The organism is Phyllobacterium zundukense, from assembly GCF_002764115.1.
Lineage (GTDB): Bacteria > Pseudomonadota > Alphaproteobacteria > Rhizobiales > Rhizobiaceae > Phyllobacterium > Phyllobacterium zundukense.
The window spans coordinates 1772283-1785977 of sequence record NZ_CP017940.1; the positions used below are offsets into that span (position 1 = coordinate 1772283).

Below are 13695 nucleotides of genomic sequence, written 5' to 3' on the forward strand. Positions count from 1 at the left end.
GAGCGTTTCCGCGGCCAGCGGTCTAGTGCTAATCCGCGCTCCAAGCGTGCATTAGGCCGTTTCATGGAGTGCCCAAATAAGATTCATTTTGCCGACTATTTCATCACCGGCTGCATAAATGTGGCTCATCAAATCGCCGTATCCCGCGTTGCAGCATGTTTGGCGCGCGATGTTTGCTCACTCGCACCGTCATCGCAATAATTGGCACGAAAAATGCTTATCGTTTCATTGGCCGTTGCAGGCGAAAACAGTTTTTGCGGTCGGGGAGGTCGGTTTTCCCAACTCCTCGCATTCAACGATGGAAGGTTTGAAATGACAAAATACAAACTCGAGTACATTTGGCTCGATGGGTACACACCGGTACCAAATCTTCGCGGGAAAACCCAAATCAAGGAATTCGATAGTTTTCCGGCGCTTGAGCAACTTCCGCTGTGGGGATTTGATGGAAGCTCAACGATGCAGGCCGAGGGCAGAAGCTCTGACTGCGTCCTGAAGCCCGTCGCGGTTTATCCGGACAGCGAACGCAAGAATGGCGTTCTTGTCATGTGCGAAGTCATGATGCCGGACGGCAAGACCCCGCATCCATCGAACAATCGTGCAACTATCCTCGACGACGAGGGTGCCTGGTTCGGCTTCGAACAGGAATATTTCTTCTACAAGAATGGTCGCCCGCTGGGCTTTCCCGATACCGGCTATCCTGCTCCGCAAGGCCCCTACTATACGGGCGTTGGCTATAGCAACGTGGGTGATGTTGCTCGCAAGATCGTCGAGGAACATCTCGACATCTGCCTCGCCGCCGGGATCAATCACGAGGGCATCAATGCCGAAGTGGCGAAGGGCCAATGGGAATTCCAGATTTTCGGCAAGGGCTCCCGGAAGGCTGCCGATGAAATGTGGATCGCTCGCTATCTCATGCAGCGCCTGACGGAAAAATACGGCATCGATGTTGAATATCACTGCAAGCCACTCGGAGATACCGACTGGAATGGCTCCGGCATGCACGCCAATTTCTCCACCACCTACATGCGTGAAACCGGCGGCAAGGAATATTTTGAAGCGCTTATGGGTGCTTTCGAAGAGGCGACGGCAGATCACATCGCAGTCTATGGACCGGACAATCACCTGCGTTTGACCGGCAAACACGAAACGCAATCAATTCACACCTTCAGCTATGGTGTTGCTGACCGTGGTGCATCGATCCGTGTCCCGCACAGCTTCGTGAACAACGGTTATCGTGGCTATCTCGAAGACCGCCGCCCGAATTCGCAGGGCGACCCCTACCAGATCGCTTCCCAGATCCTTAAAACGATCGCAACCGTCCCGACGGAGAGCGAAGTTTCGGTCGCCGCTTAATGTTGGCGGTCATGGCGAAGACTTGTTGTCCTCGCCATGACCACCGCCTTAGTCTTGATAAGCTAGGCTGCTTCGTGAAGCGCGAAGTCTAAAATGAGCCTACAACCGCTCCCCTGTGGTCAAGGTTGAGTGACGCGCTGATAGCGCCCGCAGCGGCCTTCTTGCGGCGCTCGCAATACCTTCCGAGCTCACTGCGGTTTGTGCCGAATGGACGTTCTCCAGATCAGTGGCGCATGGAGATTGACGGATTGTACCCCGTCATTGGCCGGATCGCCTTGCAACAATGCGACGCTGTGCGCGGCAATTTCGTTGACCGGCTGGGCAAATGTGGTCAGGGCATAGGACGTCCACGCGGCTTGCTCGATATCGTCAAAGCCGACGACGCAGAGGTCTTCGGGAATGCGCAACCCGAAATCATGGCGCGCGCCGTCCATCAAGCCAAATGCCATCAGATCGTTGACGCAGAACACTGCGTCGGGCGGGTTTAGCCCTGCAAACAGTGTCTGGGCAATCTTGCGGCCGCTGTCATAGACAGTGTTGCCGTAACGTTGGACAGTCACCTCAAGACCGAACTCTTCGGCTGCGGCAATGAAGCCGCGCTCACGTGCCATAAGGCTTGGTGTTCCAACTTCGGAGTTGGCGAAGGCGAGGCGACGACAGCCGGCGCGCAAGAATGCACTCACCGCCACTCTCGCGGCATGGCCGTCATCAAGGTTTATGCGGAAGGGGCCATCGATATCATCATCGCGGTTGATCAGCACAATGCGCTGTCCGCTATCAAGACAAAGCCTGGTGATCGCTTTGTCCGGTAGACCAGATAGCAGAATTGACGCGTCCGCACGATAGTTCAGGGTTTGACGCAGCGCTGCGTCCGCGCTGCCATCCGAACGATCGGTGTTGATCAGCATCGAAATCTTGCCGGCCCTCTGCAATTCATGGGTGAGGGCGCGTACTAACCGGGCGCGGTAGGGCGTATCCATCTCCGATACGACGAGACAGACAATGCCGCTTTCGCTGCGCATCAGGCCGCGCGCCAATTGATTGACATGATAGCCAAGCGCTTGCGCAGCCGCCATGACGCGCTGACGCGTTTCGTCCGATACGCTGGCACCGGGCGTAAACGTGCGCGAAACTGCCGACCGGGAAACGCCCGCCCGCTTTGCCACATCATCGGCGCTGACGAATGATTTGTTCAATTGCCTGATCCCACCTATTAGCTCTCTCTCTCCTATTATCTTGCACGCGATTGCGTAGCCTTGCAATCCGCACTCAACGTTAAATATTCACGACTAAAGCAGTCAGCCGGCTTGACAGTATGTCTCGCCATGTGAAATCTTTGCACACGCTTGCAAAAGGCGTGCGGCATGGAGGTGCCGCTTTTTCAGGGAGGAAAATCATGCGTTCTGTATTCGCAATCGCTGCCGCTTTTGCCGTTGGTCTTCAGATGATGCCAACCGAAGTGCGCGCTGCGGAAAATCTCAATTTGATCTGCTCGGCCGACGTCGTCATCTGCGAGTTGATGAAGGGCATGTTCGAAAAGGAAACCGGCATTCAGGTCAATATGGTCCGCCTGTCGTCGGGCGAAACCTATGCCAAGATCCGTGCCGAGGCGCGCAACCCGAAAACCGATATCTGGTGGGCGGGTACGGGTGATCCGCATCTGCAGGCTGCATCAGAAGGGCTGACACAGGAATACAAGTCGCCCATGCTCGACCAGTTGCAGGATTGGGCGAAGAAGCAGGCCGAGAGTGCTGGATACAAGACAGTTGGCGTTTATGCTGGAGCGCTTGGCTGGGGCTACAATACAGAGATCGTCAAGACGAAGGGTCTGAAGGAAGCAAAATGCTGGGCGGATCTGGTCGATCCCTCCTTCAAGGGCGAAATCCAGATCGCTAACCCGAATTCATCCGGCACGGCCTACACCGCGCTGGCCTCCTTGGTGCAGATCATGGGCGAAGACAAGGCTTTTGACTACCTGAAACAGCTCAATGCCAATGTCTCGCAATATACCAAGTCCGGGTCGGCACCGGTGAAGGCTGCCGCACGCGGTGAAACGGCGCTGGGTATCGTCTTCATGCATGACGCTGTCGCGCAGATTGCCGAAGGCTTCCCTGTGAAGGCCGTCGCGCCTTGCGAAGGCACGGGATATGAAATCGGTTCCATGTCGATCATCAAGGGCGCTCGCAATCTCGATGCCGCCAAGAAATGGTATGACTGGGCGCTGACCGCCGAAGTGCAGTCGCACATGAAGGAAGCTAAATCCTTTCAGCTGCCATCCAACAAGTCTGCGACGGTTCCGCCTGAAGCACCGAAGTTCGAGGATATCAAGCTCATCGACTACGACTTCAAGACCTATGGCGACCCGGCCAAGCGCAAGGAGTTGCTTGACCGCTGGGACAAGGAAATTGGCGCAAGCGCCAACTGATCCCTCCCGCTTCTGGCGCTCATATGTCCGGACCGACCGTCCGGACATATGGTCAGTGCAGACAACTATCTTTCATGAATCAAGGCGGCGGGTGACGTGATGGAACGTAGCGAACGGAGACTGAATATTGCCCTTGCCATCGGGCTTGCCGGGTTCACCCTTGTGCCCTGGTACAGGATCGAAAGTGGTTTCTTCAGCCTCCGTTGGCTTGGCAATTTTCCAACAGGGTCAGCAGAAGCACCTGGCCTGTTGCAAATCTTCGAATATGGCCGCTGGACCCTGGCAGTCATAGCGCTGCTCTTCGGTGCTGGCCTCTGCGCGCGAGCCTTCAAGGTCTCGCCGTTGCGCTCAAACATGCTGATCGCCGCGGGTGCGGCCGGTGTCGTCTTCCTCGTTCTGCAAGGTCTCGCTGTCGGCTTTAGCAGCTGGACGTGGGCGATCAGTGAGACGCTGTTCGGCCCACTTGCCGATGGGCAACCATCGATGGGGGCGGGGGCAGGGCTGGTTGCGTTGTCCTTTGTCCTGATGTTTTCCTTCGGCCTTGCCGAGCGCGGTGTACTCAGGGGCGATGCCTTCGTGGTTGCCTCGATCGCGCTGCTTGTCTTCCTCGTCAGCATTTTTGTGTTCTACCCGGTCGGCAGTATGTTCGTCGGGGCCTTCCAGAGCTTCGACGGCTCGTTCGATCCCTCCGGATTCATCCGCAATATTCAGGATCCATCGATATGGAGCCTCGATTGCGCTATCGGTGGCAATCGATGCGGCATTGCCTGGCGGACCCTGCTTCTGGCGATTCTTGCCGCCTTCAGCTCGACCTTACTTGGTCTCTGTTTTGCACTGGTCGCCACCCGTACACGCTTTCCCTTCAAGAAGGGGCTACGGCTTCTGACGATCCTGCCGATCATCACGCCGCCTTTCGTCATCGGCCTCGCGCTCATCCTTCTCTTTGGCCGTGCCGGCGTTGTTACACAACAGCTTTCCAATCTCTTTGGCATTGAGCCCGGCCGCTGGCTCTATGGTCTCACAGGCATCTGGATTGCACAGGTTCTCTCGTTCACGCCCATCTCATTCCTGGTGCTGATCGGTGTCGTCGAGGGCGTCAGTCCATCGATGGAAGAAGCGTCGCAAACGCTCCGCGCCGATCGCTGGCGCACGTTCTGGAAGATTTCGCTGCCTTTGATGAAACCCGGCCTGGCCAATGCCTTTTTGATCGGGTTCATAGAAAGCATGGCGGATTTCGGTAACCCGCTGGTGCTCGGTGGCAGTCACGGCGTGCTTTCGACGGAAATCTTCTTCGCGGTTGTCGGCTCGCAAAATGATCCGTCGCGGGCCGCCGTATTGGCGATAATCCTGCTGTTCTTCACGCTTTCCGCATTCCTGGCGCAGCGTGTATGGCTCGCCGGAAAGAGCTTTGCGACCGTTACCGGCAAGGGCGATTCCGGTGCGCATATCGCCTTGCCCCGATCGCTTTCGATAGCGGTGCACGCCATCGTCATTCCATGGATCCTGTTCACGCTGGTCATATACGGCATGATCTTCGTCGGCGGCTTTGTCCGGACATGGGGCCTCGATAACACGCTCACCTTCGAACATTATCAGCGCGCATTCTCGTTCAGCTTCGAGGATGGCGTGGTTGCCTGGACAGGCGTTGCGTGGAATTCCTTCTGGACAACCATCCAGATCGCGCTGATTGCGGCACCGCTCACAGCAGCAGTCGGACTACTCACAGCCTATCTGATCGTTCGTCAGCGCTTCGTCGGTCGCAATGTTTTCGAATTCGCGCTGATGATGAGCTTTGCCATACCAGGTACGGTCATTGGCATCAGCTACATCATGGCGTTCAACCTGCCGCCGTTGGAAATGACCGGCACGGCATTGATCCTCATCGCCTGTTTCGTCTTCCGCAACATGCCGGTTGGCGTGCGCGGCGGCGTGGCGGCGATGAGCCAGCTCGACAAGAGTCTGGACGAGGCGTCATTGACCTTGCGGGCGACCAGTTTCCGCACGATTCGCAAGGTCATCCTGCCCTTGCTTCGCCCGGCGATCGTGGCTGCGCTCGTCTATTCCTTCGTTCGGGCCATTACTTCGATCAGCGCTGTCATATTCCTGGTCAGCGCCGAGTATAATATGGCGACTTCCTACATTGTCGGCCTTGTCGAGAACGGCGAATACGGCGTTGCCGTGGCGTACTCGTCAATGCTGATTGTCGTCATGATCGTCATCATCACCTGTTTCCAGCTACTGGTGGGCGAGAGGAAGTTGCGCCGCGAGAACCGCGTTGCGACCGCCTTCGTTCCGTCTGCCGCACCTCAAGAGAAGGCCGTATCATGACAACCCATCGCGCAGGTTCTGTTGTTTTCGCCAATGTCAAAAAGCAGTTCGGAACCTTCACGGCCATTCACGACCTGACCCTGGATATCGAACCTGGGACGCTTGTGACCTTGCTCGGTCCATCAGGTTGCGGCAAGACGACGACACTGCGCATGCTGGCCGGTCTCGAGCATCCGAGTTCGGGACGCATTCTCATCGGCGGCAAGGACGTTACCATGCTTCCCGCCAACGAACGCGACGTCTCGATGGTGTTTCAGTCCTACGCTTTGTTTCCGCATATGTCGGTGCTTGAGAACGTTGCCTACGGACTTGAATCGTCGAAGATGAGAAAGAACGAGGCGCGTGAGCGGGCAGAGGAGGGGCTGAAGCAGGTTGGTCTTGCCGGTTATGGCCAAAGGCTGCCCGCGGAGCTTTCCGGTGGCCAGCAGCAGCGTGTTGCCGTTGCTCGCGCGCTGGTGCTTGAGCCGCAGGTGCTCTTGCTGGATGAACCTCTCTCCAATCTTGACGCCCGCCTGCGCCGCCGCGTGCGCACGGAAATCCGTGAGCTGCAGCAGCGTCTCGGTTTCACGGCCGTTTATGTCACCCATGACCAGGAAGAGGCGCTTGCGGTTTCGGACAGGATCATCGTCATGCAGGATGGGGTTGTTGCCCAGCAGGGTTCACCGCGCGAGCTTTACGAAGCTCCCGCGTCATCCTTCATCGCCGACTTTATCGGGGAGGCCAATGTGGTGCCCTGTGAAGTGCTGCGCAGTGATGGCGGGCAGGCAATCATCCGCGTTGGCAGGCTCGAACATTCGGTTCCCGGGCGAAGCGCGCGGCCGGGACCGGCCAAGCTCGCCGTCAGGCCCAATGCGATTACACTCGAGGCGGCTGAAGCCGGCGCTTTTCCCGGAAGCATCAGGCATGCCGCTTATCTCGGCGATCACGTGGAATATGAAGTCGAAACGGAGGCGGGCACACTCTTTGTCGTTGATCCCGCTGTCGACAGGAATCTTGCGCCTGCCACGAATGTCAGCATCGGCTTTCATCATCGCGGCATCGCCATCATCAACAATTGACGCCTGCATCCATACCGAAGGAACGAACATGACACCGCATGCCGCTGATCTTCAGGATCGCTTCGCCCTGGCTCAGAAAATGGCAACCGAGGCTGGGGCCGTGGCTCTTGCGCATTTTAATGCGCGCGAACGCTTGGTCATCGAGACCAAGGCCGACCCGCATGATGTCGTCTCAATCGCCGATCGCGAAGTGGAGGATCTCATCCGGACGCGCATCGCCGCTGCATTTCCGGGCGATGCCATTCTCGGCGAAGAGTATGGCGTAAGCTCAGGTACGTCGGAATACACCTGGGTCATCGATCCGATCGACGGCACCAGCCCCTTTGTCAACGGCATGCCGACGTGGTGCATTTCCATCGCTGCCTTGCGCGGCGAGGAAATAGCCATCGGCGTCATCTATGTGCCGTGCAACGATGAACTCTACGCCGCAGCCGATGGCATGGGTGCCGCGTTGAACGGCAAGACCCTGAAGCTTGATGGAAGCCGAACCATTCGCAACGCTGTGACCGGCATTGGCGCCAACAACCACGTGACGCCGGCCACGGTGGCATCGATTGTCGAAAAACTGCTCGATGCCGGCGGCAATTTCATCCGCAATGGTTCTGGCGCTTTGATGCTGGCCTATGTCGCGGCCGGCCGGCTCGTCGGCTATTACGAACCATACATGCATGCCTGGGATTGCATGGCGGGTTATTGCCTGGTCAAGGAAGCCGGCGGCTGGCATCATCCTTTTCCGGTCAAGGGCGATGGCCTGACCAAAGGATCACCGGTGCTTGCCGCCGCTACTGGCGCCGTAAACGATCTGCGGGCGATCGCCGGGCTTTAAACGCAAAGGAGCGATACCGAACCGCTCGGGGGGGCAGGTGCATTGCAAGCGATAAGCCATTGTTATCTCTCGCAAGTCGCGCTTCATCCTTGAACCCACTATAATATGTGAGTTCTCGCTGAGGTGCGACTTTGGAGCATCGGCAGGCTAACGTATTCATCTCCGCCTTGCCATGACCTTTTGGCGGAAGACCTCCGCGGGTGTCCTGAAGCCCAGACATTTGCGCGGTGTCGCATTGAGATGATCGCAGACGCGACGCAGTTCGGTATCGCTGACGGCGAGCGGGTCAACCTCCCTCGAAAGCCATCTTCGGGCCCGGCGGTTGGTGTTCTCGACAGTGCCTTTCTGCCAGGGCGACTGCGGATCACAAAACCAGGTCTGCGTGCCAAGTCCGGCCTGGAGATAGGGCCAGTCGGTGAATTCGGTGCCACGGTCGAAGGTGATTGAGCGGCGGGCCGTTGCGGGCAGGGCTTCCAGCGTGCGGATCAGCCGCTCCATGATCGGCCGCGACTGCCGGTCATTGTTGCGCAGAAACACGGTAAAGCGGCTCACTCGCTCGACCAGTGAGGTGACGTTGGCTTCACCGAACTTCTTCTTGAACTGCATCAGATCGCACTCCCAATGCCCAAACTGCTGGCGCTCCCGCACAATGTCCGGCCGATGCAAAATGCTCAGATGCGGACTGAAACGGCGGCCATGGCGACGCCGGGCATGCCGCGGCCGGCGGCGCGCTCGGCGTTCGGGCAGGTGATGCCACAGCTTGATCGCCTGGCCATCCTTCGAATAGGCAAACCGGTAGATTGTCTCGTGACAGACCGTCATGCCATGCCGTCCGCCTTCCAGCTTCAGACGGCCGGCGACTTGCTCGGGCGACCAGCCATGGCGAATCCGCTCGATAATCGCCTCGCGCAGTTGCGGCAGCCGAACCAGCTTGCGTCGATTGCCCCGCCGATCCTTGGACTTCGTATCGGCGATCGGACCGTAATAACCAGCCAGTTCAAGCATCTCGGGATCATCGAAACGATTGCGCTTCAGTTCGCGAAAAATCGTTGAGCGATGCCGTCCGAGTTTCTCGGCAATAACGTCGACGCTGATCTTCGCAGCGTGCCAGCGTTCGATCTTGCGGCGTTCGTCGAGCGTGATTTGGGAGTAGGTGCGCCGAAACGGTTGATCCATGGCGATTCCTTTGTTGCGATAAGCCATTGTTATCGCTACAAAGTCGCGCTTCGAAATAGAACCCACCATAGGGCAAATCAAAGTCGCATAAGATAGATTATGGAACTAGCAGATAGAGCCTAATGCGTCGATCAGCTGGTAATATCGGCAATTTGTGCCTTTGCCGCCTCTACCAGAGCATTCGGTTCACTTGGGAAAACGAAATTGGTGCCGCCTGCTGCTGCCCACACAACGTCGAATTGCATCAGGCTTTCATCTGCGTAGGCTTTGATGTCGATCAGATGTCCCAGCGGCGAAACACCGCCGATGGCAAATCCGGTTTCCTTGCGCACGTGCTTCGGATCAGCCCGGTGCAATCTCTCGCCTGTCAGCTTGGCGGCTTTGTCGAGATCGAGTTTGCGTGGACCGGACACAAGAAACAGATAGAGCTTATCCGTATCAGCGCCTTGAAAGATCAATGATTTGACGATTTGCGCGACGGTAACGCCGCATTGGATCGCCGCGTCCTCGGCTGTATGGGTTGAATCGGCCATCTGGCGGATTTCGATATCAAGTCCGGCAGCATGGGCAGCTTGACGAACCCGTTCGACGCTCTTGCTCACAGTTCGACCTCGAATGACAAACCATCAAATGCCGGCTCGACATTATCCGGTGTGTCGCGCAGCACGGTTTCGTAATCCAATGGCACGTGCATATGCGTCAGGATGGCTCGACGTGGCTTCAGCTTTTCGATCCATTCTATTGATTCATCGAGAGAAAAATGGCTTGGATGCGGCCTGTACTGCAGCGCATCGATGACAAGCGTATCAAGTCCGAACAACTGCGCGGCTGTTGTATCCGGGAATGCACTGACGTCTGAACAATAGGCCACGTCTGCAATCCGGAAGCCCAAGGACAGGATATCGCCATGCACCTGGGGCAGCGGCAGGAAACGGATGGCGCCGCCAGGACCATCGATGTCGAAGGCCCCATGATGGACGATCTCGTGCGACCGAAGAATCGGCGGATAGCTCGAACCTTCCGGCGTCTTGAAGCAGTAGGCAAAGGCATCGAATAACCGCTTTTGCGTCGTCACGTCGGCGTAGATGTCAACCAGATCATGCCGGTCGATGACAAAGGTCCGGAGATCGTCGAGACCGTGAATATGGTCGGCATGGGCGTGCGTATAGATGACCGCATCCAGCCGGCCCGAGCCGAAATCGATCATCTGCGAACGGAAATCCGGTCCCGTGTCGATGATGACTGTGGTTACAGCTCCATGATCTGCAATACGCTCCACCAGCATGGATGCGCGGCGCCTGCGGTTCTTCGGATTGTCTGGATCGCATTTGCCCCAATCGCCATTGATGCGCGGCACGCCCGGAGACGAGCCGCAGCCAAGAATGGTGAAGCGCAAGCGATCAGGCATTGAGGGCCCTTTCCGGCCTTGGCATCTTGGTGAACAGGCGGAACACATTGTCCGAAGTCAGTGCGGCAAGCGCTTCTTCGCTTACCCCGATCGTCTCGGCCAGTACCGCTGCAGTATGCCGGACGAAGCTCGGCTCATTGCGTTTCCCCCTGTGCGGCACCGGTGCAAGATAGGGCGCATCCGTTTCAACCAGAAGCCGGTCGCGCGGCACGTTGCGAGCGATTTCCCGGATCTCGGGCGAATTCTTGAAGGTCAGAATGCCGGAAAAGGAGACATGGCCGCCAAGCTCGACACCGACCCGCGCCAGTTCCGCGCCCGAGGAAAAGCAGTGCAGAATGAAAGGGAAGGCGCCCTTCCCTGTTTCTTCCCTCAAGGTCGAAATCATGTCTTCATCGGCGCTGCGTGCATGAATGACCAGTGGCAGCTGCGTGGCGCGTGATGCGGCAATATGTGTGCGGAATCCCTGCATCTGAGCTTCCGGCGGGGCGTAGTCATAGTGATAGTCGAGCCCGGCTTCGCCGATCGCCACCACCTTCGGATGCTCCGAAAGCCGGATCAGATCGTCGGCCGTTATATCCAGCTCTTCATGCGCGTTGTTCGGGTGCGTTCCCACCGATGCATAGACGCTCTCGTACTGGTCGGCGATCTTGATGATATCGCCAAATCGCCGGACGCGCGTGCAGATCGTCACCATCCGCCGGATATCGTGATCCAGCGCCCGCTGAACGATTGCGTCCCGTTCTTCGGCAAAATCTGCAAAGTCCAGATGGCAATGGCTGTCGACAAGCATCGGATGTCAGGCTTCTTTGTCTGCTTCGACGTAACGCGGGAAAATCGGCTGCGGAGCCGGGAGATCGGCGCCGGGCACAAGTTCACCACCTACAAGATCAGCGAAGTTCCGCCTGTCCGCCGGAATGGCAAGGATATCGAGTAGTTTTGCCGCCGAACCCGGAATGAAGGGCTGGCAAAGAATGCCGACACGCCGGATGACTTCCGCCGTCACATAGAGGACCGTTTCCATGCGGGCTGGATCGGTCTTCTTCAGCGCCCAAGGCTCCTGTGAAGCGAAATAGCGATTGGCTTCGGCCACTACGCCGAAGATCGCCGCAAGCGCCAGGTGCAGAGCCTGTGTGCCAACGGCATTGCGTGCCGTTGCAAGCGCCATCGTTGCCTGATCGAGGATTGCCTTGTCCACATCAATCAATGCACCCGGCTGCGGTACCTTGGCATCGCAATTCTTGGCGATCATCGACAGCGAACGCTGCGCCAGATTGCCGAGGTCATTGGCGAGATCCGCGTTCGTGCGATTGACAATGGCTCCATGGCTATAGTTGCCATCCTGACCAAACGGTATTTCGCGCAACAGGAAATAACGCAGCTGATCAAGGCCGTAATGCTCGACCAGCGAGACCGGATCGATGACATTGCCGACCGATTTTGACATCTTCTCGCCGCGGTTGAACACGAAACCATGGCCGTAGACGCGCTTTGGCAATTCGATGCCCGCGGACAGCAGGAATGCCGGCCAGTAGACCGCATGGAAGCGGATAATGTCCTTGCCGATGATGTGCACATCCGCTGGCCAATAGCGCCAGCGCTCAGCCTTTTCATCGGGATAGCCCGCTGCGGTAATGTAGTTGGTCAGCGCATCGACCCAGACATACATGACATGCTTTTCGTCGCCGGGAACCGGTATGCCCCAATCAAACGTCGTGCGCGAGACGGAAAGATCCTTCAGACCGGATTTAACGAAGGACACCACCTCATTGCGGCGCTCGTCCGGACCGATGAACCCTGGATTGTCGGTGTAGAGCTTCAGCAAGCGGTCCTGATAGGCCGACAGGCGGAAGAAATAGCTCTCTTCCTCGAGCCATTCCACAGGCGTTCCTTGCGGACCGCACCGCACATTGTCGGCGCGCACTTCCGTCTCGTCTTCCTGGTAATAGGCTTCGTCGCGCACGGAGTACCAGCCGGCATAGCCGCCCTTGTAGATATCCCCGGCATCGACCATTTTCTGCCAGATCGCCTGGGATGCCTTATAGTGCCGCTCTTCCGTCGTTCGGATAAAATCATCGTATGACGCATTCAGAAGATGCCCCATGTCGCGGAAAAGCTTGGCATTTCTGTCCGCAAGCTCGCGCGGAGAAATGCCTTCCTTTCGTGCGGTCTGCAACATCTTGATGCCATGCTCATCCGTTCCGCTGAGAAACAGGACATCCTTGCCATCGTGGCGGTTGAACCGCGCAATCGCGTCCGTCGCGATCAGCTCATAGGCATGGCCGATATGCGGGCTCCCGTTTGGATAGGAAATGGCAGTTGTGATGTAAAATGTTTCGCGGCTCATACGTGACCTGATTTCGTCTTTTGTTTGGGCATCTTGGGAGGCCTGACATAACCCATGTCCGGCCCGATTGCCATAGTCCTCGGGTTGCTTGGCAAGGTTCAACGCGCCCAAAGCTGCGGCACACCTTTGTATGTTTGAATCATGCTGTCTGCATGCACCAGAATCATATTGTCGGTTCGCGCCTGGGCTACCAGCATACGGTCAAAGGGATCCAGGTGGGGCCATTCGAGCAACCCGGCAATCTCCGCATGTGCAGGCGTGATCGGCAAAGGCAAGAAACCGTTTCTTTCAATCGCTGCGCTGGGCATGCCTTTAAAACGAAGTTTCCCCTTGGCGCTCTTTATGGCGATTTCCCAAATTGAGGCCGCGCTCACATAAATGTGGTTCTGTGGATCGGCGATCACTGCACGGGTGGCCGACCCAAGCTGGTCAGCGTCACTGTCCCACCAAAGAACGACGTGCGTGTCGAGCAAAAGATCCATTACAGGCTGCCATTAAAAAGGGCGATCGTCTCCGCATCAACTTCATCGAAATCCTCGGCGATATACGAAATCTGCAGCGCGTGCGCCGGTTCGCGCGGTCCCTCCTGTTTCGTCAAAGGGCCCAATTTCGCAAGTGGTACGCCGTTCTTGGCGATAATTACCACTTCACCAGCAGCGGCGCGGTCCACCAGATTGGAGAGATTGGTTTTGGCATCATACAGGTTCACTTGAGTCATGGTGTCTTCCTTGACCAACATGACCAAGTATATCACGCAAAAAACGAGTTGGTCAAATT

Annotated in this window: 13 protein-coding genes; 5 read left to right on the plus strand and 8 right to left on the minus strand. The window is 57.2% G+C overall.

Annotation, left to right across the window (positions count from 1 at the left end; all coding sequences use genetic code 11):
• Window positions 1-312 precede the first annotated feature (312 nt).
• Window positions 313-1353: a glutamine synthetase beta-grasp domain-containing protein gene (locus BLM14_RS08760; protein ID WP_099999015.1), complete on the plus strand. Its 1041-nt coding sequence runs from the start codon at window positions 313-315 to the stop codon at window positions 1351-1353.
• Between the two features lie 188 nt (window positions 1354-1541).
• Here the strand turns inward: BLM14_RS08760 and BLM14_RS08765 are convergent, their stop codons facing one another.
• The gene (locus BLM14_RS08765; protein ID WP_099999016.1) at window positions 1542-2549 is read right to left on the minus strand and encodes a LacI family DNA-binding transcriptional regulator; all 1008 of its coding nucleotides are present in this window, start codon (window positions 2547-2549) and stop codon (window positions 1542-1544) included.
• Between the two features lie 200 nt (window positions 2550-2749).
• Between BLM14_RS08765 and BLM14_RS08770 the strand changes: the two genes are divergently transcribed.
• The 4 genes from BLM14_RS08770 (at window position 2750) to BLM14_RS08785 (ending at window position 7990) form a co-directional block, all read left to right on the plus strand.
• A complete protein-coding gene (locus BLM14_RS08770; RefSeq protein WP_099999017.1) occupies window positions 2750-3778 on the plus strand; it encodes an ABC transporter substrate-binding protein in 1029 nt (342 codons plus the stop codon).
• Window positions 3779-3877: 99 nt separating this feature from the next.
• A complete protein-coding gene (locus BLM14_RS08775) occupies window positions 3878-6106 on the plus strand; it encodes an ABC transporter permease (protein ID WP_099999018.1) in 2229 nt (742 codons plus the stop codon).
• On the plus strand, window positions 6103-7164 hold the full coding sequence (locus BLM14_RS08780) for an ABC transporter ATP-binding protein (RefSeq protein WP_099999019.1): 1062 nt from the start codon (window positions 6103-6105) through the stop codon (window positions 7162-7164). The genes BLM14_RS08775 and BLM14_RS08780 overlap by 4 nt, the downstream gene beginning before the upstream one ends.
• Before the next feature lie 28 nt (window positions 7165-7192).
• Window positions 7193-7990 carry an inositol monophosphatase family protein gene (locus BLM14_RS08785; protein ID WP_099999020.1) on the plus strand — a complete coding sequence of 266 codons (798 nt, stop codon included), beginning with the start codon at window positions 7193-7195 and terminating at the stop codon, window positions 7988-7990.
• A gap of 156 nt (window positions 7991-8146) precedes the next feature.
• Here BLM14_RS08785 and BLM14_RS08790 read toward each other — a convergent pair whose 3' ends face one another.
• The 7 genes from BLM14_RS08790 to BLM14_RS08820 all read right to left on the minus strand — a co-directional run bounded on the left by BLM14_RS08790 (window position 8147) and on the right by BLM14_RS08820 (window position 13657).
• A complete protein-coding gene (locus tag BLM14_RS08790; RefSeq protein ID WP_100001145.1) occupies window positions 8147-9166 on the minus strand; it encodes an IS30 family transposase in 1020 nt (339 codons plus the stop codon).
• A gap of 131 nt (window positions 9167-9297) precedes the next feature.
• Window positions 9298-9768 carry a YbaK/EbsC family protein gene (locus BLM14_RS08795; protein ID WP_099999021.1) on the minus strand — a complete coding sequence of 157 codons (471 nt, stop codon included), beginning with the start codon at window positions 9766-9768 and terminating at the stop codon, window positions 9298-9300.
• Window positions 9765-10574 (minus strand): MBL fold metallo-hydrolase, encoded by an 810-nt coding sequence (locus BLM14_RS08800; protein ID WP_099999022.1) that lies wholly within the window; start codon window positions 10572-10574, stop codon window positions 9765-9767. Before BLM14_RS08800 ends, BLM14_RS08795 begins: the two co-directional genes overlap by 4 nt.
• Window positions 10567-11364 carry a TatD family hydrolase gene (locus tag BLM14_RS08805; protein ID WP_099999023.1) on the minus strand — a complete coding sequence of 266 codons (798 nt, stop codon included), beginning with the start codon at window positions 11362-11364 and terminating at the stop codon, window positions 10567-10569. The genes BLM14_RS08800 and BLM14_RS08805 overlap by 8 nt, the downstream gene beginning before the upstream one ends.
• A gap of 6 nt (window positions 11365-11370) precedes the next feature.
• Window positions 11371-12918, minus strand: coding sequence for a methionine--tRNA ligase (metG, locus tag BLM14_RS08810; protein ID WP_099999024.1), 1548 nt, complete (start codon window positions 12916-12918; stop codon window positions 11371-11373).
• A 98-nt stretch (window positions 12919-13016) separates the two neighbouring features.
• Entirely contained in the window at window positions 13017-13400 is a 384-nt protein-coding gene (locus BLM14_RS08815; protein ID WP_099999025.1) for a type II toxin-antitoxin system VapC family toxin, read from the minus strand.
• Entirely contained in the window at window positions 13400-13657 is a 258-nt protein-coding gene (locus BLM14_RS08820; protein ID WP_204251998.1) for a type II toxin-antitoxin system Phd/YefM family antitoxin, read from the minus strand. The genes BLM14_RS08815 and BLM14_RS08820 overlap by 1 nt, the downstream gene beginning before the upstream one ends.
• Window positions 13658-13695 lie beyond the last annotated feature (38 nt).

Bases quoted from the DNA above. Each gene is read 5' to 3' on its own strand.
- BLM14_RS08760 (WP_099999015.1), top strand. From the start codon at position 313: ATGACAAAATACAAACTCGAGTACATTTGGCTCGATGGGTACACACCG.
- BLM14_RS08770 (WP_099999017.1), top strand. From the start codon at position 2,750: ATGCGTTCTGTATTCGCAATCGCTGCCGCTTTTGCCGTTGGTCTTCAG.
- BLM14_RS08775 (WP_099999018.1), top strand. From the start codon at position 3,878: ATGGAACGTAGCGAACGGAGACTGAATATTGCCCTTGCCATCGGGCTT.
- BLM14_RS08780 (WP_099999019.1), top strand. From the start codon at position 6,103: ATGACAACCCATCGCGCAGGTTCTGTTGTTTTCGCCAATGTCAAAAAG.
- BLM14_RS08785 (WP_099999020.1), top strand. From the start codon at position 7,193: ATGACACCGCATGCCGCTGATCTTCAGGATCGCTTCGCCCTGGCTCAG.
- BLM14_RS08790 (WP_100001145.1), bottom strand. From the start codon at position 9,166: ATGGATCAACCGTTTCGGCGCACCTACTCCCAAATCACGCTCGACGAA.
- BLM14_RS08800 (WP_099999022.1), bottom strand. From the start codon at position 10,574: ATGCCTGATCGCTTGCGCTTCACCATTCTTGGCTGCGGCTCGTCTCCG.
- BLM14_RS08805 (WP_099999023.1), bottom strand. From the start codon at position 11,364: ATGCTTGTCGACAGCCATTGCCATCTGGACTTTGCAGATTTTGCCGAA.
- metG (WP_099999024.1), bottom strand. From the start codon at position 12,918: ATGAGCCGCGAAACATTTTACATCACAACTGCCATTTCCTATCCAAAC.
- BLM14_RS08815 (WP_099999025.1), bottom strand. From the start codon at position 13,400: ATGGATCTTTTGCTCGACACGCACGTCGTTCTTTGGTGGGACAGTGAC.
- BLM14_RS08820 (WP_204251998.1), bottom strand. From the start codon at position 13,657: ATGTTGGTCAAGGAAGACACCATGACTCAAGTGAACCTGTATGATGCC.